Origin of the sequence: Streptomyces sp. NPDC005820, assembly GCF_040630255.1 — a bacterium.
GTDB lineage: Bacteria > Actinomycetota > Actinomycetes > Streptomycetales > Streptomycetaceae > Streptomyces.
The window spans coordinates 1-26,447 of record NZ_JBEXXE010000082.1; the positions used below are offsets into that span (position 1 = coordinate 1).

A 26,447-nucleotide genomic window follows, 5' to 3' on the forward strand; every position below is an offset into this window, starting at 1 on the left:
ACGTTGTGGCTTGCGTTGGTGTCCGCGTTGCAGGTGAAGCCGCAGGACGAACAGACGAACTCGGCTTGGCTCTTGCGCGAGTTCTTGTCGATCCACCCGCAACTACTGCACCGCAGAGATGTGTAGGGGGCGGGTACGTCCTCGACCCGGCCGGGGGCCTTGTGTCCGGTGCGCTGCCGCATCAGGCCCCAGCCCTGGGCGAGGATGGCACGGTTCAGCCCGGCCTTCTGCGCCACCCGCCTGCCCGGCTTGTCGATCGTTCCTTTCGCGGAGCGGGTCATGTTCTTGATGTTCAGCTTCTCGAAGCGGATCAGGTCGTAGGTGCGGGCAATGAGGGTGCTGGTCTTCTCGCACCAGTCCTTGCGCCGGTTGGCCTCGCGGGCCTTGAGCCGGGCGACCCTCGCGTACCCGGCGGTCTTGCGCTCGCTGCCCTTCGGAGCGCGGGCGGCGCGGCGCTGGTGCTTGCGGATCTGGGCACGTTCCCGGGTGGTGAGCTGCGGGCAGTTCAGCATCCGCCCGTCGGAGAGAGCCGCGGTGATGGTGACGCCGCGGTCGATGCCGATGACCTCGCCGGTGCCGGGGGCGGGCACCGGCTCGGGGACGACGGCGAACGCGGCATGCCACTGCCCGTTGCGGAAGGTGACCCGGAACGTCTTCGCGTCCGGCAGCCTCGCACCCCTGCCCCGGGCGCTGAGGCGGAAGCGGACCCAGCCGCAGCCGGGCACCCTCACCTGAGCCCACCGCCGGTTCAGCTTCCGCACCACGACCGAGCGGCCCATGACCTGCCGGCCGGTCCGCGCGTTCAGCTTCGCAGTGCCGTCCGCGTGGTACTCGGGCACGCGGTCGGTACCGATGACACGGAAACCCTCATGCCGGTACTTCCTGCGCCAGGTCGGCTCACCGAACCCCGACGTGAAACGCGCCTGCCTGGCCGTGGCGAAGTCCTTCAGCGCCTGCTGCTGCACGTCCGCGTTCCCCGCGCGCAGCCACTCGTTCTCCCGCCGGGCCTCGGTCAGCTGACGGCACTGCTCGGCAAACCCCGGCGCAGACCCGCGCCCCGGCCTTCAGTACGCGTGCTGCTCCACCGCAAGGTTCCACACGTACCGGGCGTGCGCGCAGTGCAGCAGCATCTGCCGCTCCTGCCCACCCGTCGGGTACAACCGAAACCGTGCCATGCCCCGAAACGTAGACCACACGTTCCCCGCCCACGCACCTCATCGATCACCATCACCCATCCGAGTGACCACACCCCTGCCCGGCCGTCAACCACCGGCCACCCGCCCAGGCCCCTCGGCCGCCCGTCGCCGCCATCCGTCCGTGGCCACCCCCGGCACCCCGGACGGTGACGCCGGACCGCCCTGACGGCGATCCGGCTCTCCCTGCCCCGCTCCGCGGGAGCGGGCATTCACCCCCGCCCCGAAGGACCGGGCACCCCGCCCGACAAGCAAGGTGGATGAGGGAGATGTCCGCCGACCCGTACGGCCGTGACTACGGCGGCGGCCTCGGACTGGCCTGCGTGTTCCTCTTCGCACCCCTGTACCTGCCGGTCCTCGGCCTGCTGCAGGCCTGGGCGCAGACCCTGCCGGCCGCTTTCCTCGCCCAGCTCACGCACGGCCGGCTCCCTGGGCCGCGCTGGGTCCGGCACCTGGCCGCCTCGGTGCTCATCGGCGTCGTATGGGCCGCACCGGCCGCCGTCTTCCTGGGCTGGTCCTTCGTCGCCACGGCCCTCGTCCTCGCGGCGCTCGCCGTCCTGCCGGTCCTCGCGATGGCGTACGCGCGCGGGCGGGCGTGGGGCGGCTGGGGCGTCTGGCTGGGGGCGGGGACCGGGTCCGTCCTGCTGAGCGTGTTCGCCGTCCTGGCCGGACTGCTCGCCGGCGTCACGGGCCTGATCGAGGAGTACGAGCCTCCCCGGCTGTCGGCCGGCGAGGTCACCGGCGTCTGGCACGGCGCGAACGGGGCCGAGCTGCGGCTCCTCGGGGGCGGGCGGGCCGAGTTGGCGGCGATGCCGACGGAGGGCGAGTTCGGGGAGGAGACGGTGGTGTGCGAGGGCACCGGGTCCTGGGCCTTCGAGCGGGACACGTCGTCGAAGTGGGACAGCGTCGTCGTACGCCTCGAGGAGGGCGGCGGAACCGGCAGCACCTGCGGGGACGAGACGTCGTGGACCATCGGTGGCACCGATCACGCACCCGAACTGTTCCGGTTCATCGGGGATCCGGACGCGGGTGAGCTGCGGATCCTGGAGCCGGCCGACACGCGATGAGCGGCCCGCTCGTCACCGCCTCCTGAATCCGGCCGCTCGTCATCGCCTCCTGAATCCGGCAGCTCGTCACCGCCTCCTGAATCCGGCCGCTCGTCACCGCCTCCTGAATCCGGCCGCTCGTCATCGCCCCCGAACCCGGCCGCTCGTCACCGCCATCTGAATCCGGCCGCTCGTCACCGCCCCCGAACCCGGCCGCTCGTCATCGCCCCCGAGCTCGGCCGCTCGTCACCGCCCTCCGAACTCGGCCGTCCGGCGCTCCACGAAGCTCGCGACTCCCTCCCTCGCGTCCGCCGTCGTCATGTTGATCTCCTGGGCGGCGGCCTCGGCGGCGAAGGCGGCAGCCCGGTCGGTGTCGAGGGAGGCGTTGACGAGCTGTTTGGTGAGGGCCAGGGCGCGGGTGGGGCCGGCGGCCAGACGGGCCGCCCACTCCCGGGCCGTCTTCTCCAGCTCGCCGTCCGGGACCACCCGGTTGACCAGCCCCAGGCGTTCGGCGTCCGGTGCGCTGAGCGCGTCGCCGAAGAACATCAGCTCCTTGGCCCGCTGAGGGCCGATCAGCCGGGGGAGGAGATAGGCGCCGCCGCCGTCGGGGACCAGGCCGCGGCGCACGAACACCTCGATGAACCGGGCCGACTCGGCGGCCAGGACCAGATCGCAGGCGAGGGCGAGATGCGCGCCGAGGCCGGCCGCCGTGCCGTTCACCGCCGCGATCACCGGCTTCTCGCAGTCCAGCACGGCCGCGATCAGACGCTGCGCGCCGAGCCGGATCGTGCGGGCCACGTCGCCGGGGACCCGGTCGCCCCCCGCCGCCCCGCCCCGCAGATCCGCTCCCGCGCAGAAACCACGCCCGGCACCGGTGAGGACGACGGCCCGGACAGCGGGGTCCGCGGAGGCCTCGGAAAAACTCTGGATCAGGTGTTCTCGCAGGTCAGGGGTGATGGCGTTGAGGGCTTCGGGGCGGTTGAGGGTGAGGATCGCGACGTGATTGTCAGTGGCGTGCCGTACCAATGACTCAGCGGGAATTTCCGGCTTGCCGGGTGTTTCGGTCGTTTCGGTTGTTCCGGAATCACGGGGGGAATCAGTCATGTCAGCGACACACCGCCAACGCGTCCAGGGCCACCGCACCCTGCCCCCACGGCAGCACCACCAGCGGGTTGATGTCGAGCTCGGCCAGGTCGGAGCCCAGCTCCAGTGCCATGCGCTGGACCCGCAGGACGACTTCGACGAGGGCGTCGACATCGGCCGGCGGGCGGCCCCGGACGCCGTCCAGCAGAGCCCTCCCGCGGAGTTCGGCGAGCATGTCCCGCGCCTGCTCCTCCCCGAACGGCGGTACGCGTACGGCGGCGTCGCGCAGCACCTCCACCAGGACCCCGCCGAGCCCCACCGTGACCGTCGGACCGAACAGGTCGTCGTGGGTCACCCCGACCACCATCTCCACCCCCCGCTCGACCATCTGGCAGACCAGGACGCCGTCCAGCGAGACGCCCTCGTAGCGGGCGATGTCGGTCAGCTCGCGGTAGGCGTCGCGGACCTGGCTCGCGGAGGTCAGGCCGATCTTCACCAGGCCCAGCTCGGTCTTGTGCGCGATCTGCCCGCCGGACGCCTTCATCACCACCGGGTAGCCGACCAGCCCCGCCGCCCGCACCGCCGCCGCCGCGCTGGTCACCAGCTGCTCGCGCGGGACCCGGATGCCGTACGCCCGCAGCAGCTGCTTCGCCGCGTGCTCGCTCAGCTGCTGGCCCGGGCGCATCAGCAGCTGCGCCTTGCGGAAGGACGGGGACGGGGTGCGCGGGGCCTGGTCGAAGGGCGAGCGGTAGTCGCTCACGAAGCGGTGGTGCTCCAGATGCGCCCGGACCGCCGTGATGCAGTTGCCGAGGGAGCGGAAGGTCGCCACCCGGGAGGAGCCCAGCAGCACCTCGCGGTAGGCGGGCTCGGTGCCCACCGGCGAGCCCCACACCACGCACACCAGCTTGTCCGTCTGCTCCGCCGCGTCCACCAGATCCTGCACCAGACGATCGCTCAGCGGGGGGAACGGCCCGGTGATGGGGCAGATCAGCACCCCCACCTCGGGGTCGTCGAGGATCGCGTCGATGATCTTCCGGCCACGCCAGTCGCCGACCGGATGCCCGCCGTTGTCGACCGGGTTGGCCACGTTCAGGTACTCGGGGATCCACTGGTGCAGCTCGGCCTGTTTGGCGGGCGACAGGGCCGGCAGCCGCAGCCCGGCCGCCGTGGCCAGGTCGGCCGCGTGGGCGCCGGTGCCGCCCGAGATGGAGTAGACGACCACACCGTCCGCGCGCGGTCGGCGGGCCCGGGCCAGGAGGGCGGCCGTGTCCTGGAGTTCGTCCAGTCCGTCGACGCGGATCACCCCGTACTGCCGCATCGCCGCGTCCACGACCTCGTCCGCGCCGGTCAGCTTGCCGGTGTGGGAGGCGGCGGTGCGGGCGCCGGTCTCGGTGCGGCCCACCTTCACCGCGACCACCGGGACCCCGCGCCGGGCCGCCCGGTCGGCGGCGAGGAGGAAGGCGCGGCCGTCCTTCAGCCCCTCCATGTAACAGGCGATGGCGCCGACCTCGGGCCGCTCCGCGAAGTACGACAGGAAGTCCGCGGTCTCCAGATCGGCCTCGTTGCCGGTCGGTGCCCAGTGCGAGAGCCGGATGCCCAGTTCCTGGAGGGCGAAGACCGGGCGGCCCTGGTGACCGGACTGGGTGATCAGCGCGATCGACGGGCCGGTGAGATCCTCGCGGAACCGCTCGAAGGCGTTGAGGTTGGTGTTGGGGCCGAGCAGCCGGATGCCCGAGCCTTCCACGGCCGCCGTGAGCCGGGCCTGCGCCGCCGCGCCCGCCTCGCCCGTCTCCGCGAACCCGGAGGCGAACACGACCGCGAACTTCACCTTCGCCTCGCCCAGTTGTTCGATCACGGGCAGCGGATCGGCGACCAGGAGCACGGCCAGGTCGACCTGCTCCGGCAGTTCGCCGACCGAGGCCACGCAGGGGATGCCGAAGACGGACTCGCGGGTGGGGTGCACGGGGTGCAGCCGTGCCCCCACCCGCTCCGCCCAGCCCACCAGTTGCCGGGTGACACCGGTGTTGGGACGTCCCTCGGCGTCCGAGGCGCCGATGACCGCCACCGACTCGGGCCGGAAGAACCGGTCCAGATCGGGGACGGTCGAATACAGCGGCCGGCCGCTGACGTCCAGGTCGTCGACGTCGGCGGGCCGGCCGTGGACGGCGGGCCCGGGCTGTTCACCGCAGGCGATGACCCGGGCCCGGCGGGAGTCGGTGGTGAGGGTGCCGTGGGTTGATCCAAGCATCGGTCCGCCCGCTCCTGTGTGACTGCCAAGTAACTGACGAACTGTCAGATTACATACCTGACGGGATGTCAGGAATGGGCGTGCAGGGAGAAAGGAGCAGACCTTCGGTGACGGCGGTGACGGCCCACGGCTCTACAGCGCGGCCAGAACCTCCCTCGCCACCCGCTCGCCCGAGCGGACGGCACCGTCCATGAAGCCCATCCAGTAGGTCGAGGTCTCGGTCCCCGCCCAGTGGATACCGCCCACCGGCTTGCGCAGGGCGGGACCGTACTGGGTCAGGACGCCGGGCGCGGCGATGGAGACGGGGCCACCGCGGGTGTAGGCCTCGTTGTTCCAGCGTTGCAGGACGAAGGAGGTGGGGGAGGCCGCTTTCGCGCCGAAGTACGTCACATAGTCCTTCAGGACCGCCGCCTTGACCTCGGCCTCGCTCGCCGCGTCGTACGCCCGGGCCTCGTCGGCCTCGATGAAGCCCATCAGCGCGCCGTAGGAGGCGTCGGGCGGGGAGTTGTCGAAGGTGGAGCTGACCACGCCGGTGTCGCTGACGACTTGGCCGTTGAGGCCGTCGGCCCGCCAGAAGGGGGTGTCGTAGATCGCGATGGCCTTGGCGACCGAGGCCATCGGCAGCCGCTGGGTGAGCTGGTCGCGGCCGGCCGGCAGCAGCGGGTCGTAGGTGATGCGGGCGGCGAGCGGCGGGGGTGCGGCGACGACGACCTTCTTCGCGGTGACGGTGATGCCGTCGGCGGTCACGACGTACTTGCCGCCGGACTGGGTGATCGTGCGCACCGGGGCGTTCAGCACCACCCGGTCGCCGAGCGTGGCGGCCAGCTTGATCGGCACCTGCTGGGAGCCGCCGACGAACCGCCGCTCCTGGGCGCCGTTCGCGGTCTCGGTGAGGCGTTCCAGGGTGCCGACGGTGGACTCGTTGCCGGCGGCGGCGATGTAGAAGAGCACGAACAGGAGGGAGAGTTCGCGGGGTTCGGCCGAGAAGATCGAGGTGCAGGCCACGTCCAGGAGGAACTTGGCCGACGGGATCACGGCGTTGGCGCGCAGCCAGGTCTCGAAGGTCTGCCGGTCCCATTCCTCCGCCTTGGCGGCGGTCCAGGGCGCGTCGACCGGGATCGTCTTGGCCATGTCGTCCAGCGCGGCCTGCACGATCGCGGCGTTGGCGAGCCCGGCCGCGTCGACCGGCGGAACCGAGCCGAGCAGGCCGTCGGTGGCGTACGGGGTCTTCTTCCCGTCCTTGTAGAGGAGGTTGTCGCCCGTGTTGTAGGTGGCGAAGGTGGCCACGCCCAGGGAGTCGGCGAGCGCCTTGATCCGGTCCTGGGTGGGGCCGATGAACTCACCGCCGCCCTCGGTCGTCCCGCCGTTGGCCAGCGACAGGTTGAGGACCCGGCCGCCGACGCGGTCGCGGGCCTCCAGTACGGCGACGGTCTTTCCGGCCGCCACCAGGTCGCGGGCCGCGGTGAGTCCGGCCAGGCCGGCGCCGACGATCGCGACGTCCACGTCCCGGGTGGCCGCCGCGGCGGCCGGGCCGGCGGCGGTCGCGGTGAGGGCGGTCGCGCCGGCGGCCACGGCGGCTGTGCGACCGAGCAGGGAGCGGCGCGAGAGGCCGTCGCCGGAGCGGGGGGAGAGCTGTCTTTCACGTGCCACGTGCGTCCTCCGTAGAGAGGGGGCGGAGCGGAAAGGTGAACAGATCTCACATTCTGGCTCCGCACGAGGGCGCACGACAACGCCCTCGCCACATCTGACACAGGTGTAACAGGCAAAGAATGAAGGGGAGTTGGGGGAAAGTGGAGTCAGGACCTGCCGATCTGGTCGGTGTCGCTGCACTTCGTCTGGTTCCTGCTGCCGCGGATCACCTTCGAGCTGCTGTGGCGCCCGTCCCTGGAAGAGCGGGGTGTTCTAGGGCGCGAGGTGGCGGGTCACCGCCTTGGCGATGCGGTCCGCGTCGATCGACAGTTCGCGGAGGGTGCCGCTGATGGGGGTGGTGAAGCCGGTGAAGTAGAGGCCGGGGGCGTTCTTCGGGGTGCGTGGGCCGTGGGTGAGGGGGAGGCCGCGTGCGTCGAGGACGTCGAGGTGGCCGACCAGGCCCTCCAGGGCGCGGACATAGCCGGTGGCGGCGACGACGGCGTCCGGGGTGATGCGGGTGCCGTCGGCGAGGACGACCTTGCCGCCGTCCTCGAAGGACTCGACGGCGGCCACGACCTCCACCCGGCCCTTGCGGACGGCGTCGATCAGGCCGACGTCCTGCACCGGGATCGCGCCTTCCTTCACCCGGCTGTAGAGGCCGGTGTCGGGGCGCGGCAGGCCGTGGGCGGAGAGGTCCGGCACGCTGAGCCTCGCCATCGGGCGGGCCAGCCGGTCGACGAGGCGGACGGGCAGGCGCCGTACGAGGATCGCGGTGTACTGGGCGGCCCAGCCGGCGGTGGAGCGGCGGACGATGTGCGGGGCGGTGCGCACGGACAGCCGTACCCGCTCGGCCCCGCTCTCGACGAGGTCGACGGCTATCTCGGCGCCGGTGTTGCCGACGCCGACGACGAGGACGTCACGGCCGGTGTAGGGCGTGCCGTCGCGGTAGGCGGAGGCGTGCGCGAGGTCGCCGGTGAAGGTGGCGCGGCCGGGCCAGTCCGGGAGGAAGGGGGTGTGGTTGTAGCCGGTGGCGACGACGACGGCGGCGCCGGTCAGTTCACGGCCGCCGGTGGCGTGCAGCAGCCAGCCGGTGCCGTCGGGGGTGCGCTCGATCCGGGAGACCTCGACTCCGGTGACGATCTCCAGCTCATGGACCTCGGCGTACTTCTCCAGGTACCGCACCACGTTGTCGCGGGTCACCCAGCGGCCGAACCGGCGGGGAATCTTCAGCCCCGGGAGGGCGGAGAGGCGGCGGGTGGTGTGCAGATGCAGCCGGTCGTAGTGGCGGCTCCAGGACGCACCGACCCGGTCGGCCTTCTCCACGACGACGGCGCGTATCCCCTGGGCGCGCAGGGCGTACGCGGCGGCGAGTCCGCCGGGGCCGCCGCCGATGACGTAGACGGGGCGGTCGGCCGGGTTCGCGGTGGTGATCGCGGGCGGTGCGGAGTCTTCCATGGGCGCGAGCGTAATCACGCCCGCGGTTGTTGGGTCTCGGTCAAGACCGGAATTGGTTGCGGATCGATCACGCTTGGGGGAGTCGTGCGGGGAACTTGTGGCGTACGCCACTTACTTGTGAGAAAGGTGCGACGCCTGGTCCAGGTGCGCTTGGGCCAGGCGTCGCGGGCGGACGGCGTCAGTAGCTATGACGGGAAACGGACGCCGCCGCGTTCAGGGGTGCCGTACAGCAGGGTACGGATCAGTGGCGGGTCCGGCTCACTTCTTTGCCTTCGCCCGGTGTCCGGTCACCTTCGCGATCCAGGTGATGAAGTCGCCCGGGTCGGTGTTGGCGCCGTGGCCCTCGTCCCAGTAGTAGAGGTGGTTCACGTCGTCGCCGAGGGTGTGCGCGGCGGCGGCGAGGTTGGCGGAGACCGTGTGCGAGGTGTCCGAGTCGTTGGTGCCCAGGCGGATCCACCAGTGCTTGGTGCGGGCCTTGTTGGGCTGGTCGACGAGGAAGTGCATGGGGTTCATCAGCCGCAGCACCTCGGGGAGGTCGCTGTCGAGGCGCTTGGCGGTGGACCCGGTGGTGTCGTGCTTCAGGCTGTACGCCGTGAAGTGACGGGTCTCGGCGGTGCCCTTGCCGAACAGGTTGTTCTCGCCGGCCGACAGGTCGAAGGCGTCGAAGGCCGGGGTGTTCTTCTTGCGGGCGCCGACATGGGTGAGGAAGTCGTCCCAGGAGAAGGAGGCCTTGCCGTTCTCCCAGGTGATGAAGGCGTTCGAGGCGAGGTAGGCGGTGCGGTCGGAGTCCGAGAGGGCGGTCAGGTACCGGGTGGCCGAGGGCTCCAGATACTGCTCGACCAGGTACGCGTCGTAGTTGCGGGCGGTCAGCCGGGTGCCGTCGAGGCCCTGGAGCCGCAGTCCGGCCTGGTACTCGGCGAACTGCGCCTGCAGGGCCTTCGACACGGTCTGGTCGACCTGGGAGCCGGAGCTCGTGGCGTTGGCGCCCCAGTTCCACTCGTAGGCGCCGTCGGCGTGGTCCAGGTCGGTGATCGGGCACCAGGCGCCGGTCGCGAAGATCGCGTCGGAGGCGTCGGCGGCGCCGATCTCCTTGAGGAGCTTGTCGTAGAGGGGGCTGTCGCCGGACGCGCCGAGCAGCGCGGACAGGGCGCCGCCGGCGCTGGTGCCGGCGGAGACGATCCGGTCGGTGTCGCCGGGGATGCGGCCCTTGTTGGACCGGATGTACCGCACGGCCGCCTTGAGGTCGACGATGGCGGCGGGGGCGACGCCGTAGTACTCGCCGTCGGAGTTCTTCAGCGTGCGGCCGCGGGCGCCGGGCTCGATGACGACGTACCCGGCGGCCAGGGCCAGCAGCTGGTTGGAGGAGGTGGCGCCGCCGTTGGCGTTGGTGTTCCCGTTCGCGTTGGGGGCGGCCGAGGAACTGGCCGCGTCGGAGGGGAGGGTGCCGCCGGGCATCCCGCCGCCGCCCCCGCCCGCGCCGACCCCGGTCGCCTCCGCGACGGAGGACGGCATGTATCCGCCGATGGAGTTCGCGAGCAGGATCGGCGCGTCGCTCGCGTCGACCGTCGCGCCGTCGATCTCCACCGGGGCGCTGACGATCAGGGACTGGTAGGTGGCGTCCACCGGGTCGGCGACATAGGTGATCGCCTTCCAGAAGTGGTACGTCACCGCGTGCTCGTCGCCGTCGGTGTCCGTGACGGTCGTGGTCAGCTCGGTGTACGCGTCCGGGTCGAAGGCCAGGGAGGCCGAGGAGGAGGACGCGTCCGACGAGGACGACGTGTCGGAGGCCTGCGCGGTCAGGGCGATGCCGCCCACCGCGGCGACTCCGGCGGTGGCGCCGATGCCCATGACGACCGACCTGCGCTTGATTGCCCTGTGCTTCACGGTTCGACTCCCTCGGTTTCGCTGCTTGCGGTAGGGAACGTACCGAGAGTGCAGACAAAATTGCCAACAATCCTGGGGCATTCATGGGGACCCCACAGATTCACGGCGGGCGCACAGGTTTCCCGCCCGCGGTCTTCCCGGCACCAGTCATCTGACGTACCGTCAGATTCATGGATGCGATCTGGCTCGACGGTGCCCAGTGGCTGGCCGTGCTGCGGATCGGGCTCGGGCTGTGGTGGCTGGAGAGCTGGCGGCACAAGGAGAAGAAGAGCTGGTTCGAGGGCTCCGGTATCGCCTGGGCCGCCGACGTGGCGGCCAAACACCGCTGGAACGCCGTGCGTTCCGGCTTCGAGGCCGTCGTGAAGCCCCGCCCACGGGTGATGGCGTATGTCGTGGTGTACGCCGAACTGGCCCTGGGCCTCGGCCTGATCGCGGGCTTTCTGACCCCGATAGCCCTGGTCGGAGGCCTGCTCCTCAACCTGATCTACCTAGTCCTGATGATCCACGACTGGGCCGAGCAGGGCCAGAACGGGATGATGGCCCTGATCTCCGTGGTCGGTCTGGGCGGAATGGCCTGGCAGACGTGGTCGGTGGACAACGCCCTGGGGCTCTTCCTGTGAGCGCGCGGTACGACCTCCCCGAGGCCGACGCCTTCACCCGTACCTACTGGGACGCCGCCGCCGAGGGCCGGCTGCTGATCCGCCGCTGCGGGGCCTGCGCCCGGGCCCACCACTACCCCCGCGAGTTCTGCCCGTACTGCTGGAGCGAGGACGTGACCTGGGAGGACGCGAGCGGCCGGGCGGCCCTCTACACCTGGTCCGTCGTCCACCGCAACGACCTGCCGCCCTTCGGGGAGCGGACACCGTACGTCGCGGCCGTCGTCGATCTGGCCGAGGGGCCCCGGATGTCCACCGAGGTGGTGGGCCCGGGGGAACTGCGGGCCGGGATGGAACTGGAGGTGACCTTCCGGGAGGGTGTGCCGGTGTTCCGGAGGGGCGCGCCGGGTGCGCTGGACTGACTGGCCGGCCTCCTTCGTCGCCCAGGTCGCGGTGGTGCGGATATCCGCCACCACCTTCTTCCGGGACGCCCTGAGCGCGCTGGGATGCCTGGAACGACTCCTCTGCTACTCCCTGGGCATCGGCCTGGCCGTGACCGACGGCCTCGTCCTCGCCGCAGTCGTGGGCCCGAGCCGGCCGATCCAGGTCAGGACGAGCGTGCAGCTGTTCGGACTCGTCCTGATCGCGCGGCTTCTCAACGAGGCGAACCACCAGGCTACGAAGCCACGGGCGTACGTCCGCCACGCCCCGGACGTCGACAGCGAGGATGTCGCCCGTGGCCGGGTCGCGCTGTGCATGTTCGGCGTCGGTCTGCTGGTGGTGGCGGAGGCCCGGGTGCACGACGCCTGGTAGCGGGCGCCAGGTGTTGAATGGCCGGATGACCGGCATACGTGAACCCCGCACCGCCCCGACCGCGCCGGAGGTCCACGGCCACGGCCTGACCCTCCGCCCCTGGGACCCGGCATCCGCCACCGATGTGGACGCGTGGCTGCGCGGACACACCGATCCGGAGTTCCGGCGCTGGAACACCCCGATCAGGACGATCACCGACACCGCGAGCGCCCGGGAGTCGCTGGAGGCCAAGGTCGCGGACGCGGACGCCGGGCGCGCCATGACGTTCTGCGTCACCGACACCGGCGACGGGACGGTCCTCGGGCAGATCTCCGTCAACGCGATCGACCGGGTCCTGCGCAACGCCGTGGTCGGCTACTGGGTGCTCCCCGAGGCACGCGGCCGGCACATCGCCACCCGCTCCCTGCTGCTCGCCGCCCGCTGGGCCTACGACGAGGTCGGCCTGCACCGGCTGGAACTGGGCCACGCCCTCGGCCACGGTGGCTCCTGCCGGGTCGCCGAGCGGTGTGGGTTCCGGTACGAGGGGACCGTGCGCGGGGCGATGTGGGAGGAGGGCCGACGGGACGCCTTCCGCGACGTCCATCTGCACGGACGGCTGGCCACGGACCCGGAGCCGCAGGAGCCGTGAGCGTCGAGGGCCGGGGCGGTGGGCAGCCGGGGCGCTCGTAAATCGGGAGCGGTGAGGCCGACGGCCGCGCGACCATGCGGGGCATGCATCCGGACGACTGGCACCTCACCCATGACCTCGACGCCTTCCTGGACCGGGCCGGTGACTTCCTCGCCTCCAGGCCCGCGCAGCACACCGTCCCGCTGACCGTCCTCGACACCCTGCGCCGCCGGGGAGCGAACGTCTACGGCGAGGAGGCTCCCGTCTTCGGCGTGCTGGAGACGGACGGCGGGGTCGAGGCGGTGTTCCTCCGCACCCCGCCCTACTGGATCAACCTCACCTCCCTCACCGAGGAGCAGGCCGAGACCCTCGCCGCCCGGCTGGCGTCGGACGGACACCGCCTCCCCGGAGTCTTCGCGGAGCGCGCCACGGCCGACGCCTTCGTCGAGGCGTGGAAGCGCCGCACCGGAGCCGAAGCCGGCCTCTCGAAGGCCCAACGCCTCTATCGACTCGGAGAGTTGACGCCCCCCGCGCCCATGCCCGCCGGTGCCTCGCGGATCGCGGTCGCCGCCGACCGGGCTCAACTGATCCGCTGGATCGACGAGTTCGGCGAGAGCATCGGCGAGCGCGGCCTCCAGGACAGCGGCGCCCTCGCCGACGCCCGGATCGCCCACGGCGGCGCCCTCTTCTGGGAGACCCCCGACGGCACCCCCGTCTCCCTGGCCGCGGTCACCCCCGAGGTGGTCGGCCAGGTGCGGGTCACCACCGTCTACACCCCCGCCCATCTGCGCGGCCGGGGCTACGCGGGCGCCGCGACCGCCGAGGCCAGTCGCGCCGTCCGCGCCGCCGGGGCCCGCGAGGTGCTCCTCTTCACCGACCTCGCCAACCCCACCAGCAACGGCCTCTACCAGCGCATCGGCTACCGCCCGGTGGCGGACTTCGCGGTGTACCGGTTCGGGGAGTGACCCCGGGCGACCGGGCTACAGCAGGTGGTCGGCCTTCCCCGCCTTGATCTCCAGGATCAGGGCGCGGAGGGCTTCCCGGGTGTCGGTGAGGGGGGTGTCCTCCTGCCCGGCGATGGCGATGTAGGCGTTGCCGGCGGGGTCGGTGCCTATGCGGAAGCAGTTGGCTCCCTCGGCGCAGTAGGGGTCTTCCCAGGTGATCCCGTTCATGTGTCGCTCCTCAGAAGCCATCGGCGATGCGGTGCATGAAGTCGCGGGAGTCGGCGGCGGACAGTGACGCTGCCTCCATCCAGTCGAGGTGCGCGCGGTATTTGTCGAGCTGGGACTGTCCGTGCAGGAACTCGGGTCCGTGGGCCGCGTCCAGCTCCACGGTGTCGAGTTGGGGGACTGGCCCCTCGGCGTAGATCACCGCCTGTCCGGCGCCGGGGAAGGCGCCTGCCCGGAAGGGGATGACCCGCACGTCGATGTTCTCCTGCTCGGACAGTTCGCCCATCCGGTGGAGCTGGGCCCGCATGACCTTTGGGCCGCCGAACTCGACGCGCAGCGCGGCTTCGTGGACGTAGCCGACGTACGCAATGGGGTCGGCCCGGTGCAGTACCTGCTGACGCTGCAGCCGGAGTGCGACGCGCAGTTCGACTTCGTCGCGGGAGAGGGGAGGCAGCGCGGCCGCGAAGAGGGTGCGGGCGTAGGCGTCGGTCTGGAGCAGGCCGGGCACGTGCATGGCCAGACCGGCTCGCACCTTCCTGGCGTGCCATTCCAGTTCCGCGATGTCCATGAGCGCTGCGGGCAGTTGGCCCCGGTATGCGTCCCACCATCCCCGTGAATGAGGGGCCGCCATGGCCGCCAGCGCCTCGACGTACGCCTCGTCGTGGCAGTCGTAGTTGCAGGCGAGGGTCCGCAGCCGCTCCGGTGAGATGACCCGGACACCTGACTCGATGTTGGAGATCTTCGTGCGGTCGATGCCCAGGAGTCCTGCCGCGTGGTCTGTGCTCACCTGTGCTGCGAGGCGCATCTTCCGCAGTTCGGCGCCCAGACGCTTCTGGCGCTCGCTGGGGGTTGCCCTGGGCGGCATCTGTCACTTCCTCCAATGGTTCGGCGTCAGTCTGCCGCGTCGGGCTGTGCCGGTCCACCCCGGAAGTGGTAATTCTGTTGATCCAGTGACAATGTGCCACCGTGATCCTCTACGGTTTGTAACCGAGCGACCACAAGGTCGTCTCGGAGTCATCCGGAAGCGCATCACACGTGCCCGCCCGCCTTCTCCTCCCTGGGAGGGGTGTGCCCGTGTCCAGGGAGACAGGCCACCGGGTGGAACCCCCCTCTGACCCAAGGGAGTTGCCGTGCATCTCGACACCACGTCCTGCCCTTCGCCGACCACCGCTCCCGTCGACGCCCCGTTCGCCCCCGCGCTCCCGGAGAGCCTGCTCTACAGCTTCACGCTCCCGGCCGCGCCACGAAGTCCCGGCGTCGCCCGCGCCGCGACCCGCACGATTCTCAGGGCGCACGGACTGGCCGACGTGACCGACGCGGTCGTCCAGGTGGTCAGCGAACTGACCGCCTGCGCCTGCCGGCTGTCCGCCACCAGCGAGGTGTACGTCTCGCTGCGCCACCGGCACGGCGACCTGCGCGTCACCGTCTATGACGGCCACCCCCGCCACACCCACGCCCGCCTGGGCGCCATCTGCGTCCTGTCCCGCCGCGTGTCGCTGCGCGTCCTGGACGAGGTCGTACGGGCCTGCCACGGCGACTGGGGCATCGGCGGCGACCGGGAACCGGGCGGCGGAACCCGCATGTGGGCGGTGCTGCCCCGCGCGGGTGCGGCTGGATATCTCAGGACCGAGCGCGCATATGAGTGACAGCGACGGAGGCCGGGGCCGTTTCCTCTGCGATCACCGTAGGTTCCCTGTGTGACCGAGCCCTACGTGATCGAACTGGAGCCGGAAGTGCGGGACTGGCTGGGGCAGCTGTCCGCGCAGCACTACCGTCAGGTCGAGGAGAAGGCCGAGCTTCTCGCTCAGGCCCCCACGACCCTCGGAGAGCCGCACTCTCGTAGCCTGGGAGAAGGAGTGCGGGAGCTGCGGTTCGTCCTCGCCGGCTGCGCTACGCGGGTGACCTACTGGCTGGCACCCCGTAGGAGGATCGTGCTGCTCACCGTGTTCCGGAAGACTCGGATGCGGGAGGACGCCGAGGTCAAGCGCGCCAGGCTGGCCAAGGAGCGGTGCGAGGCCGAGCATGGCCCAGCACATGACGAATTCACCCGTGAGTTCCGGGAGGACCTGTGAGCCACACCCGTTGGAAGCTGATCCGGGAGCGGCGTGCCGTCGGCGGCGGTTCGGAGCCGCCCGCAGTCGTCGCGGAGCGGGAGCAGATTCGGTTGGCGCTCGCCCTGGGGCAACTGGTGTATGACCGTCGGACGGAGCTGGGGCTGACCCAGGACGCTCTGGGGCGGCGGCTGGGGATGACCGAGGATCAGGTGGAGGCGGTGGAGGTCGGCGGGATGCTTCCCCTCACCGCCGATCTGCTCGTCCGGTTGGCCGCCGCACTGCAGGTCACGGTCGACCTCCACGTCGTCTCCGACGGGCCCAACACCCTGGTGTTCGAAGAGCGCGCCGCCTGATCACCGGCTGTCAGGGCCAGAGCAGCTGCTGCGACCAGCCGCCACCGCCACCGCCACCGTCGCGGTCGGCGTCCCTGCGGTACGACAGGCGCACGTGCCGGCGCCGCTCCTCGCCCTGGAAGAACTCCACCTCCCGGGGGTGGAGCCGGTACAGGGTCCAGGTGGGGGATTCGGCCGTCGGGTCGGCCTGCGCCTGTTCCCAGGCCGCCCGGGACACGGCGGCCAGTTCCTCCGGCGAGGACAGGACCTCGCTCTGGCGGCCCGTGAGGGCGGCGGCCAGGGCGCCGGTGGAGCGGGCGTGCAGGTCCGCCTGGGCCTCCCCGGAGGGGGCGGAGGTGACCGGACCGCGGACCCGGACCTGGCGGCCGAGCCGGGGCCAGTAGAAGGTGAGCGCCGCGTACGGGCGGGCGGCGAGGTGGCGGCCCTTGCGGCTGGTGGCATGGGTCGCGAAGGACCAGCCGTCGGCGTCGGCGCCGTGCAGCATCACGATCCGGGAGTCCGGCAGGCCCTCCTCGTCGGCGGTGGCCAGGGACATGGTGTGCGGCTCCCGCTCACCCGCCGCCACCGCCTCGGCGAACCAGTCGGCGAACAGCTCCACCGGGGCGTCGGGGGCCCGCTCCGGGTCGAAGCCGGGCAGCACCGTCACCTCCGGGTCCCACACCCGCAGCGACTTCAGCAGCTCATGAAGATCGGTAGCCATGCCCCGAGTATCGGTCCCGCCGGCCGGCTCCTTCAGCGCCGGGTGAACTGGACGCCCGTCGACTGCACCGCGTCCGCCTTCACCGCGATTCCCTCGATCGTGAGCTGCTCGCCGTAGATGTCGGTCAGGCGGATCGCGGCGCCGCAGCCGGTGCCCTGTTCGGAGAGGAAGTAGTTGTACTCGGTGCGCTCCAACTGCTTCCAGCCGCCGCCCGTACGGACCTCCAGGCGGGCCAGCGGGTTGCGGTGGCCGAGGGCCTGGATGCCGCACCAGTACTGGGTGGAGCCGGTCTTGTAGCGGATCGAGATCTTGTCGCCGGTGTCGGGGCTGAGCAGGTTCCAGGTGATCTGGATCCGGCCGGCGGACAGCGGGGCCAGCTTGGCGAAGGCCTGTCGGCTGAGGTCGAGCTGGCCGGCCTGGCAGGGCGCCGGGCACTCGTTGGTGATCCGTACGGTGATCGACTTGCCGCCCGCGTGGACGGCCACGTACGCGCCGCACGCCTTGGACGTCTCGTAGTCGGCGGTGTTCATCGCCGCGGTCATCACGTCGGAGGTGGGGCCGTAGGAGCAGGCGCCGTCGCCGTTGCCGACGTCGTAGGAGGTGGCCACGCCCTGATAGGTGACACCGGGGCGGATCCGGCCGGCCCGGGAGCCCGTCGCGGATGTCTTCGGGGGTGTGGCGGTGGTGGCCTTCGCGCGGGCGGACGGGGTGGCCGTGGCAGCCGGACGGGACGCGGAGGCGCGGGCCGTCGGGCTCGCGGAGCTCGCGGAGGGCTTCGGGGACGCGGAGGCCGACGGCGTCCCGGCCGTCGGCGACTCGCTCACCCGGGTGCCGGCGACCGGCTTGGCCGCGTCCTGCACGTCGGCGGTCCCGCCGCCCGGGCGGAAGGCCACGGCCAGCGACACGACGAGCGCCACGGCGGCCACGGCGACGGCGGAGAGCAGCGCGGTGTGGCGCCGGGGGCGGGAGCGGCGGCGGTGCGAAGGGGTGGTCACAGTCGAGTCCTTCGGTCGGGCGGGGCTCCGGTGAGGGGAGCGTCCGCCTCATCAGTCGCCACGGACCTCCCAAAGGTTGCCGTGACTTCATACGGCCCCCGGGCCGCCCGGGTTCACCCGGTTCCCACCGGTCCGCTCACGTCACCGTCTCGTACTGGCCCAGGAAGCGTGCCCGCCCCTCCTCCACCCGGTACAGGAACAGCCCTGGGGTGGAGTCCATCTGAAGCGTCGTCCGGTTGAACGCGATCCGCTTGCAGACACCCTGGTAGGCGAGCGTCCGCAGGCGCCGTGTCACACCGCCCCGCTCCACCCCGTCCGGGCCGAGCAGCCGCAGTCCCTCGGCGGCCAGGCCGAGCGCGTCGTAGGCCTCCGCGGCGTACGAGGGCACGCCGTCGACGCCGTAGCGCTTCCGGTACGCCGCCGCGAAGGCCTTCGCCGCCTTCGGCGCGGCGGAGGCCGTGGGATCCACATGGCTCGCGCCGAACACCCAGCCCTCGGCGGCCTCCTCCGCCTCCGCCAGGAACGTGGACCCCAGCACCGGTTCGAAGGCCCCGCACGCGCCGGTGAACCCCGCCGCGCGCACCGCGCGGGCGCACAGGGCGGCCCGATGGGCGGAGACGCCGGTGTACACGAGGGCGTCGGCCCCGGCGGCGATCGCCGCCTCCACGGCCGGGCGGAAGTCGTCGCTGCCGGCGGCGACGGCGTGCACGGTGGTGGTGCCGCCGACGTCGTGGGAGGGCGGGAACTCGGTCATCGCCCTGACGCTCCTCCAGCCGGTCTGCCCCGCGGCCCGGTCGTCGACCACGACGGTCCTGCGGGAGGGCTCGACGTGGGTGAGATACCAGCCGACCGGTGCCGTCCGGGAGGTGTCGCCGGGCCGGAGCTGGAAGATCGCCGTGTCCGAGGTCGTGGACAGCCGGTCGTCCCAGGCGGCGACGATCAGTGCGGGCAGCAGCGCCTTCTGGTAGCTCTCCCGGGCGGCCACCGCCGTCGCGTCCGTCGTGGGACCGACCACGGCGTACACCGTGCCGTCCGCCGCGAAGGCGTCGGCGGTCTCCACGGCCCGCTCGGTCTGCCCGCCGTCGTCCCGCACCCGGAGCACGAGGTCGAAGTCCCGGTCCGCACGGGCGTTGTGCTGTTCCACGGCGAGCCGCGCGCCCCGCTCCTGCGCCCGACCGAGACTCTTGTGGCCGCCGCTCAGGTCGGCGTGCAGCCCGATCGTGTACCGGGGCAGCGGACTGCGCCCGCCCGTCCCTCCCCCGGCCTCCTCGCCCGAGCGTCCGGCCACCCAAGCCGCCACCCCGCCACCGGCGCCGACCACCCCCGCGGCCGCCCCGAGGACCAGGAAACGCCGCCGCGACGGGTGTGGGGCCGCCTCGGTGTCGTCGAGTTGCCCGAGGTGTGCGACGTCCGGTGGCTGCGGCACCGGCAACTCCAGTACCCGGGCCGCCTGTTCGGCGATCAGGCCGGGCAGGGGAGCGGGCAGCCAGCCGCCGTCGGCCGCCGCGTCCGGGCCGAGGGCGGCGCGGACCTCCCGCGCCGTCGGCCGGTCGCCGGGTTCCTTCGCCAGGCAGGCGGTCAGCAGCGGCAGCAGCGGTTCCGGTACGCCGTCGAGGTCGGGGGCCTCGTGCACCGTGCGGTAGATGACGGCGGCCGGGGTGCCGGTGCCGAAGGCGCGGCGGCCGGTCGAGGCGAAGGCGAGGACACAGGCCAGCGAGAACACGTCGCTCGGTGGGCCGATCCGCTCCGCCAGGCCCGCCTGGGCCTGTTCGGGTGAGAGATAGCCCGGGGAGCCGATGACCACATCGCTCGCGGTGAGCGCGGTCGCGTCCGCCGAGCGCGCGATCCCGAAGTCGATGAGCCGAGGCCCGTCCAGGGCCAGCAGCACATTGCCGGGCTTGACGTCCCGGTGCACGAGTCCGGCCGCGTGCACCTCCGCCAGCGCCTCGGCCAGCCGGGCGCCGAGCACCCGTACGCTCGCGGGCGGCAGCGGCCCGTAGCGGGTGACCACGTCGGTGAGCGGCGGCCCGGGGACGTACGCCGTGGCCAGCCAGGGCCGGCGGCCTTCGGGGTCGGCGCTGCTCACCGGCACCAGCCAGCGCCCCCCGGCCCGCCCGGCGACCTGGTCGCCCAGTCGGCCCACGGCTTGTGCCTCGCGCCGGAACCGCACCCGGAACGCGGGGTCGGCGGCGTACTCGGCGCGGATCACCTTGAGCGCGACCAGCGCCCCACCCTGCGTACGGGCCAGATAGACCACGCCCATGCCGCCCGCGCCCAGCCGCCCCAGCAGCCGGTGACCGCCCACGGCCTGCGGATCCCCCGGACGGAGCGCGGTGACGGGCACGGTCGTACGGCCCTACGCGTCCGACGACGGTACGGGCGCCGGGCCCAGGAAGCGGAACCCGCCGTCCGTCACCAGGTACCCGAAGACCGCGCCGCTCTCGGGGGCGACGAAGGCCCCGGTCTCGGGCACGAACGCGAACTTCTTGGTCACCCCCTGATGGGTGGTCCGGCGCAGGGCGGTGGTCAGCCGGGCGCGCGTCGGCCGGCCGTCCGCCGTGCGGAGAGCGTCCGCGACCATGGTGACGACGTCGTACGCTTCCGCCGCGTAGAAGCCGGGGGCGCCGCCGAACCGTTTGCGGTGGGCGGCGGTGAAGTCGGCCGCCGCGGGCAGGCCGGTCGGGTCGACGCAGGTGCTGGTGATCAGCCAGCCCTCGGCGGCCTCGCCCGCCGCGTCGAGGAAGTCCGTGCTCAGCGCGGCCTCCGGGCTGTACCTCGGTCCCTCGAAGCCGGCCGCGGCCAGGGCGCGCGCGAAGGCCGCCGCGCCCGCCGCGTACCCGCCGTAGACGAAGGCGTCGGAGCCCGCCGCCAGCATGTCGGCGACGACGGGCCCGAAGGCCTCGGTGCCGGCCGGGACGACCCGTGGGTAGGGCAGCCGGCCCTGCCCCCGCACCATCAGGTTGATGGCGCCGATGGACGCCCACGCGTAGTCGGCGGCGGTGCGGTCCATCAGCAGACCGGGGCGGCGGGACGGGCCGGTGGCCGCCGGCCCGGAGGCGTACTCCTCGCCCGCCGCCCTCCCGCCGGCGGTCAGGAGCGCGGCGAGGGGTGCGGTGGCCTCCAGATCGCTGGGGCGGGCATGCAGGAAGGAGCGGTTCTCGGTCGTCGTCAGGATGCTCGTCCCGGCGGACACGGAGATCAACGGGAGCAGTGCCCCGTCGTACACGCCGACGACGGCGCGGGCGGGGTCGTCGGACGTGGGGCCGAGGACGGCGAGCACGTCCTTGTCCTCGACGAAGGCGCGGGCGACGGTCCCGGCCCGGGTCACGTCCCCCCGGTCGTCGGCCACTTTCAGGGTCAGGGTGAAGGGTCTGTCCGCACGGGCGTTGAACTGCTCGACGGCGAGCCGCGCGCCCCGCTCCTGCGCCTGCCCCAGGGCCTTCCCCGGGCCGCTGAGATCCGCCTGTACGCCGATGATCCAGTCCCGGCCGGACGGGGGAGAGGACGTCTTGGGGTCGTCGTCCCCGCGCAGCGCGGCCCAGACCGCCGCCGCGCCGCCCGCCGCCAGTACGGCGCCCGAGGCCGCCGCGATCAGGAACCGCCGCCGACCGGGCGCGGGCCCGGCCCCGGCCGTCTCGGCTCCGGATCCGGCCGCCCCGGCTTCCGCGGTCCCTGCCCCCGCCGCGGATCCGGCCGTTCCGGAGCCCGCCTCGACGACCGTCGGTTCGATGTCCGGCAGGGCGAGCATGGCGGCCGAGCGCTCGGCGATGATCCGTACGACGTCCTCCGGCAGCCACCCGGCCGGATCCCCCGCGGTGTCCTCGACGATCAGCTCGCGCAGCGCGGCCGCGGTGGGACGGTCGGCCGGGTCCTTCGCCAGGCACGGCCGCAGCAGCGCCGACAGGTGCTCGTCGACGCCTTCCAGATCGGGCTCGTCGTGCACCGTGCGGTAGAGCAGGGCGTCGACCGCGCCGGTGCCGAAGGGCGGGCGGCCGGTCGCCGCGTAGGCCAGCAGACAGCCCAGGGAGAAGATGTCGCTGGGCGGGCCGAGTTCGTCGGCGCGGGCCTCGGCCTGCTCGGGCGAGAGGAAGCCGGGGGTGCCGACGACCATGTCGGCGGAGGTGATCGCCGTGTCGTCGGCGGCCCGCGCGATCCCGAAGTCGATGAGCCGAGGCCCGTCCACGGCGAGCAGGACGTTGCCGGGCTTGACGTCCCGGTGCACGAGTCCGGCCGTGTGCACCTCGGCCAGCGCACCGGCGAGCATCCGGGCCAGCACGCGCACACTGCGGGCGGGCAGCGGCCCGCACGCGGCGACGGCCTCGGCGAGCGAGGGCCCGGGGACGAACGCCGTGGCGAGCCAGGGCGCGGCGGCGTCCGGGTCGGCGCCGGTGACGGGCACCGCCCAGGGGCTGCTGACCCGGCGGGCGGCCTCCACCTCGCGCCGGAAGCGGGCCCGGAACTGGGGGTCCTCGGCGTACTCGGCCTGGATCACCTTGATCGCGGCCAGCGCGCCCTCGTCCGTACGGCCGAGGTAGACCACGCCCATGCCGCCGGCGCCGAGCCGGCCGAGCAGCCGGTACCCGGCGAGGGAGGAGGGGTCGGAGGGGAGCAGGGCGCCGGTCACCCGTCCACCTCCAGCTCGTTCTCCAGCCGGAGCAGCATGCTGCTCTGCGTCTCGGCCATCGCCCGGCTCAGCTCGGTGTAGTCGTGGCCCTCGGAGCCACGGCCGGTGGCGGCGACGGTGATCTGTCCGATACGGCCCTGGGTCCACACGTAGGCGTACGGGCCGCCCAGGGCGTCGCTGCGGTACTCGCCGTACTCGAAGAGGGAGTCCTCGGCGTACTCGTTGCCGTTCCTGCCGAACGCCGTGCCGAGGGACTTGAGGCCGCTGATCCGTTCCCCGGCGCGCAGCAGCTGGTCCGGGCAGCGCAGCGCCTCCTCCAGGGTCGACGCCTGTTCCCAGTCGGCGCCGTCCGCGTCCTGGTGGACGGTGACGGTCACGGCGACCCTGACCGGGCCCTTGCCGTCGGCGGCGGGGAGTTCGCTGTAGCGGGTGACGCTGGCGAGCACGTCGTCGGGGACGGGCTCGCGCTGCCAGACGCAGTCGTCGTCGAGGACCGGCCAGGTGTCCGGATCGCTGTCCGGGGCGGAGCGGACATAGCCGGCGCCCCACAGCTCGGGGCCCGCGGCGACCTTCCCGGCGAGGCGCACGGCGTCCGCGCGGGTCTTCGGGGCGCGGGCCGGGTCGGGGGTGAAGTCGAGCGCGGTGGGCGGGGCGGTGGGGGTGCCCGTGGCCGTGCCGGGAGCGTCCGTGGCGGTGCCGGTGGCGGTCCGCTCCGGTGTTCCGGTGGCTTTTCCGGCGCCGGATCCGCTGCCGGACCCGCCCCCGGATCCGCCGCCTCCCCCGCCCCCGCCGGAACACGCGCCGACGAGCAGCAACCCGCTCACCGACAGGCTGCATAAGCCCCGCACAAGCCCTCTGTCCACCGCTTCCGCCCCCTGGCTCTCCGCGCTGTCCCAGCCCTCACCCGGTCTCACTCGGGCACGACGAGGGTACGGCCGAATTCAGTTCCGGCCCAGCACCACGGTCCCCGAGGAACAGAACCACCCGCCGGTCCCCGAGGCCACCCCCAGCCGGGGCAACTCGCCGTCCGCGCACCGCACTTGACGCTCCCCGGCCTCCCCCCGCAACTGCCGTACCGCCTCCACCAGCAGGAACAGCCCCCGCATACCGGGGTGTTGGGCCGACAGTCCGCCGCCGTCGGTGTTCACCGGCAGCTCCCCGCCGACCGTCAGCCGCCCCTTCTCCACGAACGCCCCGCCCTCGCCCTTGGCGCAGAAGCCCAGGTCCTCCAGGGTCACCAGCGTCATGTAGGTGAACGCGTCGTAGATCTCCGCGAAGTCCATCTCCGCCGGCCGCACCCCCGCCCGCCCGAAGGCCAGCCGCCCGCTGACCGCCGCCGGGGAGACCGTGAAGTCCTCCCACTCCGACAGGCTCGCGTGGGAGACGTGCTCTCCGGTGCCGAGGATCCACACCGGCGCCGTACGGCAGTCCCGTACGTACTCCTCGGCGGCCAGCAGGACCGCCGCGCCCCCGTCGGAGCGCAGACAGCAGTGCAGCTTGGTGAACGGGTCGGCGATCATCGGCCCGGAGAGCACCTCGTCGACCGTGACCGGGGTGCGGAACATCGCCTCCGGGTTCAGCGCCGCGTTCGCCCGTGCCTGGACGGCGACCTCGGCGAGCTGCTCGATCGTCGTGCCGTACTCGATCATGTGACGGCGGGCCGCCATCGCGTACTTGGCGATCAGGGTGTGCCCGTACGGCACCTCGAACTGGAGGGGGCCGCGGGCGCCGAAGGCGAAGGTGCCGGTGCGGCGGCCGGCCCGGATGTCGGCGCGGGCCGTGGAGCCGTAGACCAGCAGGACGGCGTTCGCGTGGCCGGCGGCGATCGCGTCGGCCGCGTGCGCCGCCATGACCTCCCAGGTGGCGCCGCCGACGGAGGTGGAGTCGACCCAGGTGGGGCGCAGGCCCAGATGGTCGGCCACCTCGACCGGGGCGAGGGTGCCGAGCCCGGCGGAGGCGAGACCGTCCACCCTCGACCGGTCCAGCCCCGCGTCCGTCAGCGCCCGGCGGGCCGCCTGGGCGTGCAGGGCGTAGGGGGTCGCGTCGTCGACCCGCCCGCAGTCCGAGAGCGCGACGCCGACGACGGCCACTTTCCGGGTCCCCGCGGTCATGAGAGGCCACCTTCCTCTGTGCATCTCGATCCGGCGCTCCTAATATGACGGACCGTCAGATCCGGAGGGAAGTGCCGGATCCGCAGGGAAGCCAGATCCGGAGGGAACGGCCATGGACCCCCGCCTCACCGCCGAGCAGGACGAGATCCGCCGCACCCTGCGCGAACTGCTCCACAAACGCTGCGGCCCCGAGGAGCTCCGGGCCGCCCTCGACACCCCGGCCGGCCACGACCGCGCCCTGTGGACCACGCTCGCCGAACAGCTCGGCCTGCCCGGCCTCGCCCTCCCCGAGACGTACGGCGGTGTCGGCTGCCCCCGCACCGACCTCGCGCTCGCCGCCGAGGAGACCGGCCGGGCCCTCGCCCCCACCCCGCTGCTCGCCACCTCCGTCCTCGCCGCGCCCCTGATCCTCGCCCTCGGCACCGACGCCCAGCGCGCCCGGCTGCTCCCCCGGATCACCGACGGCACCCTCACCGCCGCCCTCGCCGTCCCCGCGCCCGCGCTCGCCACCGCGCTCGCCCTCACCGGACCGGGCGGCGGCGACTGGTCCGGCGGCGGACGCGCGGGCGGCGTGCAGGCCCGGCGGGCCGGCGAGGGCTGGCGGCTGTACGGCGAGGCCGCCCAGGTCCTCGACGGCCACAGCGCCGGCTTGCTGCTCGTCGCCGCCCACACCGGGGGGTTCGTACGGTCCCGGACCCTGCTGTTCCTGGTGGCGGGGGACGCCGCCGGGCTCGTACGAACCCGACAGACCGCCCTCGACCCGACCCGACCGCAGGGGCGGGTACAACTGCGGTATGTGGAGGCGGAGTTGCTGGGGGACGAGGAGACGGAGGTGGGTGGACCGCTGGCCCGTGCCGGGGAGTTCGTCGCTGCCTTTCTCGCCTGTGAGGCCGTCGGGGCCGCCGACCGGGCGCTGGAGCGGACCGTGGAGTATCTGAAGCAGCGGGAGCAGTTCGGGCGGGCGATCGGGTCGTTCCAGGCGGTGCAGCACCGGCTGGCCGATGTGTATGTGCAGGTCCAGGCTGCCCGGTCGGCCGCGTACTACGCCGCCTGGGCGGCCGGGCGGGGCGAGGGAGCCGGCGGGCTCGCGCTCGCGCAGGCCCTCCAGGCGCTGCGGCTGGCCGCCGCCGAGGGGATCCAGCTGCACGGCGGCATCGGGTTCACCTGGGAACACCAGGCGCACCTGTACTTCAAGCGGGCCGCCGGCGACGAACTGCTGTTCGGGCCGGTGCACCGGCTGCGCGCCCGCGCGGCCGAGGAGTGCGGACTGTTCGCGGATGCGGGGGTGACGGTGTGATCGGCGTCCGTGTGGTGCAGAAGGTGTCGTCGACCAGGGGCTTCGCGAAGCTCGCCCCGCATGTCGTGCCCGCCCTCGACCGGGCCGTGCACCGGCTCACCCGGGGAAAGGTGCTGCTCAGCGCACAGCTGCTGCCCGGGGTGATCCTCACCGCGACCGGCGCCCGCAGCGGGCAGCCGCGCCGCACCCCCCTGGCCTGCATGCCGGAACCCGGGGGCCGCACCTGGATCCTCGTCGGCTCCAACTTCGGCCGCACCGGCCACCCCGCCTGGACCGCCAACCTCCTCGCCCACCCCGAGGCCGAGATCAGCTGGAAGGGAACGGACATCCCGGTGACCGCCCGGCTGCTCACGGGGGAGGAACGGGCGGCGGTCTGGAAGGAACTTCTGGCCTTCTGGCCCCCGTACGCCACCTACCAGGCCCGCGTGGAGCGCGAGATCCGAGTCTTCCGGCTGGCGCCCAGAACCTGAGGCCGGTCCGGCCCGACTCGGAAGACTAGGGCCTGTCCGGCGGATCAAGTCGCAGGAAAGCAGCGGCGCCTTGTAAGCGCAGGTGAGCGGGGCCCGGTGCGTCCAGCTGCAAGGCGGAGG

At 72.8% G+C, this 26,447-nt stretch carries 26 protein-coding genes; 11 read left to right on the plus strand and 15 right to left on the minus strand.

The genetic code is table 11. The annotated features are described in order from the left end of the window. A partial coding sequence (locus ABZ464_RS49765; protein WP_359289248.1) for a transposase occupies positions 1–1,016 on the minus strand: 1,016 nt, incomplete at its 3' end. Between the two features lie 48 nt (positions 1,017–1,064). Continuing rightward, positions 1,065–1,175, minus strand: coding sequence for a helix-turn-helix domain-containing protein (locus ABZ464_RS49770; protein ID WP_359289201.1), 111 nt, complete (start codon positions 1,173–1,175; stop codon positions 1,065–1,067). 287 nt (positions 1,176–1,462) lie between these two features. Here ABZ464_RS49770 and ABZ464_RS49775 point away from each other — a divergent pair, with 287 nt between their 5' ends. Continuing rightward, positions 1,463–2,260, plus strand: a complete 798-nt coding sequence (locus ABZ464_RS49775; protein WP_359289203.1) for a hypothetical protein — start codon at positions 1,463–1,465, stop codon at positions 2,258–2,260. Positions 2,261–2,485: 225 nt separating this feature from the next. Here ABZ464_RS49775 and ABZ464_RS49780 read toward each other — a convergent pair whose 3' ends face one another. The 5 genes from ABZ464_RS49780 to ABZ464_RS49800 all read right to left on the minus strand — a co-directional run bounded on the left by ABZ464_RS49780 (position 2,486) and on the right by ABZ464_RS49800 (position 10,502). Next, a complete protein-coding gene (locus tag ABZ464_RS49780) occupies positions 2,486–3,343 on the minus strand; it encodes an enoyl-CoA hydratase-related protein (protein ID WP_359289205.1) in 858 nt (285 codons plus the stop codon). 1 nt (position 3,344) lies between these two features. Continuing rightward, positions 3,345–5,570, minus strand: a complete 2,226-nt coding sequence (locus ABZ464_RS49785; RefSeq protein ID WP_359289207.1) for an acetate--CoA ligase family protein — start codon at positions 5,568–5,570, stop codon at positions 3,345–3,347. A gap of 132 nt (positions 5,571–5,702) precedes the next feature. Continuing rightward, complete coding sequence (locus tag ABZ464_RS49790) at positions 5,703–7,220, minus strand: FAD-dependent oxidoreductase (protein ID WP_359289209.1); 1,518 nt, start codon at positions 7,218–7,220, stop codon at positions 5,703–5,705. 252 nt (positions 7,221–7,472) lie between these two features. Next, a complete protein-coding gene (locus tag ABZ464_RS49795) occupies positions 7,473–8,654 on the minus strand; it encodes an NAD(P)/FAD-dependent oxidoreductase (protein WP_359289211.1) in 1,182 nt (393 codons plus the stop codon). 258 nt (positions 8,655–8,912) lie between these two features. Further along, complete coding sequence (locus tag ABZ464_RS49800) at positions 8,913–10,502, minus strand: subtype B tannase (RefSeq protein ID WP_359289250.1); 1,590 nt, start codon at positions 10,500–10,502, stop codon at positions 8,913–8,915. Positions 10,503–10,708: 206 nt separating this feature from the next. Between ABZ464_RS49800 and ABZ464_RS49805 the strand changes: the two genes are divergently transcribed. From ABZ464_RS49805 to ABZ464_RS49825, 5 genes are all read left to right on the plus strand, one after another. Then, positions 10,709–11,158 (plus strand): DoxX family protein, encoded by a 450-nt coding sequence (locus ABZ464_RS49805; RefSeq protein WP_359289213.1) that lies wholly within the window; start codon positions 10,709–10,711, stop codon positions 11,156–11,158. Further along, positions 11,155–11,556: a Zn-ribbon domain-containing OB-fold protein gene (locus tag ABZ464_RS49810; RefSeq protein ID WP_359289215.1), complete on the plus strand. Its 402-nt coding sequence runs from the start codon at positions 11,155–11,157 to the stop codon at positions 11,554–11,556. Before ABZ464_RS49805 ends, ABZ464_RS49810 begins: the two co-directional genes overlap by 4 nt. Next, positions 11,543–11,947 carry a hypothetical protein gene (locus ABZ464_RS49815; protein WP_359289217.1) on the plus strand — a complete coding sequence of 135 codons (405 nt, stop codon included), beginning with the start codon at positions 11,543–11,545 and terminating at the stop codon, positions 11,945–11,947. The genes ABZ464_RS49810 and ABZ464_RS49815 overlap by 14 nt, the downstream gene beginning before the upstream one ends. A 25-nt stretch (positions 11,948–11,972) precedes the next feature. Beyond that, positions 11,973–12,575 carry a GNAT family N-acetyltransferase gene (locus tag ABZ464_RS49820; protein ID WP_359289219.1) on the plus strand — a complete coding sequence of 201 codons (603 nt, stop codon included), beginning with the start codon at positions 11,973–11,975 and terminating at the stop codon, positions 12,573–12,575. Positions 12,576–12,658: 83 nt separating this feature from the next. Further along, entirely contained in the window at positions 12,659–13,519 is an 861-nt protein-coding gene (locus tag ABZ464_RS49825) for a GNAT family N-acetyltransferase (protein WP_359289221.1), read from the plus strand. Between the two features lie 15 nt (positions 13,520–13,534). Here ABZ464_RS49825 and ABZ464_RS49830 read toward each other — a convergent pair whose 3' ends face one another. Together ABZ464_RS49830 and ABZ464_RS49835 are read right to left on the minus strand one after the other, a co-directional pair. Further along, on the minus strand, positions 13,535–13,726 hold the full coding sequence (locus tag ABZ464_RS49830) for a hypothetical protein (protein ID WP_359289223.1): 192 nt from the start codon (positions 13,724–13,726) through the stop codon (positions 13,535–13,537). 10 nt (positions 13,727–13,736) lie between these two features. Beyond that, positions 13,737–14,588, minus strand: a complete 852-nt coding sequence (locus ABZ464_RS49835) for a helix-turn-helix transcriptional regulator (protein ID WP_359289225.1) — start codon at positions 14,586–14,588, stop codon at positions 13,737–13,739. A 265-nt stretch (positions 14,589–14,853) separates the two neighbouring features. Here ABZ464_RS49835 and ABZ464_RS49840 point away from each other — a divergent pair, with 265 nt between their 5' ends. From ABZ464_RS49840 to ABZ464_RS49850, 3 genes are read left to right on the plus strand one after another with little or no spacing between them, the layout of a single operon-like run. Continuing rightward, positions 14,854–15,369, plus strand: a complete 516-nt coding sequence (locus ABZ464_RS49840; RefSeq protein ID WP_359289228.1) for an ATP-binding protein — start codon at positions 14,854–14,856, stop codon at positions 15,367–15,369. A gap of 51 nt (positions 15,370–15,420) precedes the next feature. Beyond that, a complete protein-coding gene (locus tag ABZ464_RS49845) occupies positions 15,421–15,795 on the plus strand; it encodes a type II toxin-antitoxin system RelE/ParE family toxin (RefSeq protein ID WP_359289230.1) in 375 nt (124 codons plus the stop codon). Beyond that, positions 15,792–16,130, plus strand: coding sequence for a helix-turn-helix transcriptional regulator (locus tag ABZ464_RS49850; protein WP_359289231.1), 339 nt, complete (start codon positions 15,792–15,794; stop codon positions 16,128–16,130). The genes ABZ464_RS49845 and ABZ464_RS49850 overlap by 4 nt, the downstream gene beginning before the upstream one ends. A gap of 10 nt (positions 16,131–16,140) precedes the next feature. On the opposite strand, the gene ABZ464_RS49855 is transcribed toward ABZ464_RS49850, so the two are convergent. The 6 genes from ABZ464_RS49855 to ABZ464_RS49880 all read right to left on the minus strand — a co-directional run bounded on the left by ABZ464_RS49855 (position 16,141) and on the right by ABZ464_RS49880 (position 24,560). Continuing rightward, positions 16,141–16,830 carry a pyridoxal 5'-phosphate synthase gene (locus ABZ464_RS49855; protein WP_359289233.1) on the minus strand — a complete coding sequence of 230 codons (690 nt, stop codon included), beginning with the start codon at positions 16,828–16,830 and terminating at the stop codon, positions 16,141–16,143. A gap of 32 nt (positions 16,831–16,862) precedes the next feature. Then, positions 16,863–17,825, minus strand: a complete 963-nt coding sequence (locus ABZ464_RS49860; RefSeq protein ID WP_359289235.1) for an expansin EXLX1 family cellulose-binding protein — start codon at positions 17,823–17,825, stop codon at positions 16,863–16,865. Positions 17,826–17,961: 136 nt separating this feature from the next. Continuing rightward, positions 17,962–20,169 carry a bifunctional serine/threonine-protein kinase/ABC transporter substrate-binding protein gene (locus ABZ464_RS49865; RefSeq protein WP_359289237.1) on the minus strand — a complete coding sequence of 736 codons (2,208 nt, stop codon included), beginning with the start codon at positions 20,167–20,169 and terminating at the stop codon, positions 17,962–17,964. Between the two features lie 12 nt (positions 20,170–20,181). Beyond that, positions 20,182–22,449, minus strand: coding sequence for a bifunctional serine/threonine-protein kinase/ABC transporter substrate-binding protein (locus tag ABZ464_RS49870; protein WP_359289239.1), 2,268 nt, complete (start codon positions 22,447–22,449; stop codon positions 20,182–20,184). After that, positions 22,446–23,273 (minus strand): hypothetical protein, encoded by an 828-nt coding sequence (locus ABZ464_RS49875; protein WP_359289241.1) that lies wholly within the window; start codon positions 23,271–23,273, stop codon positions 22,446–22,448. The genes ABZ464_RS49870 and ABZ464_RS49875 overlap by 4 nt, the downstream gene beginning before the upstream one ends. Positions 23,274–23,390: 117 nt before the next feature. Next, entirely contained in the window at positions 23,391–24,560 is a 1,170-nt protein-coding gene (locus ABZ464_RS49880) for an acetyl-CoA acetyltransferase (RefSeq protein ID WP_359289243.1), read from the minus strand. Positions 24,561–24,672: 112 nt separating this feature from the next. On the opposite strand from ABZ464_RS49880, the gene ABZ464_RS49885 reads away from it, so the two are divergent. Both ABZ464_RS49885 and ABZ464_RS49890 read left to right on the plus strand, forming a co-directional pair. Beyond that, positions 24,673–25,857, plus strand: coding sequence for an acyl-CoA dehydrogenase family protein (locus ABZ464_RS49885; RefSeq protein ID WP_359289244.1), 1,185 nt, complete (start codon positions 24,673–24,675; stop codon positions 25,855–25,857). Then, a complete protein-coding gene (locus ABZ464_RS49890; RefSeq protein ID WP_359289246.1) occupies positions 25,854–26,327 on the plus strand; it encodes a nitroreductase family deazaflavin-dependent oxidoreductase in 474 nt (157 codons plus the stop codon). The genes ABZ464_RS49885 and ABZ464_RS49890 overlap by 4 nt, the downstream gene beginning before the upstream one ends. Positions 26,328–26,447 lie beyond the last annotated feature (120 nt).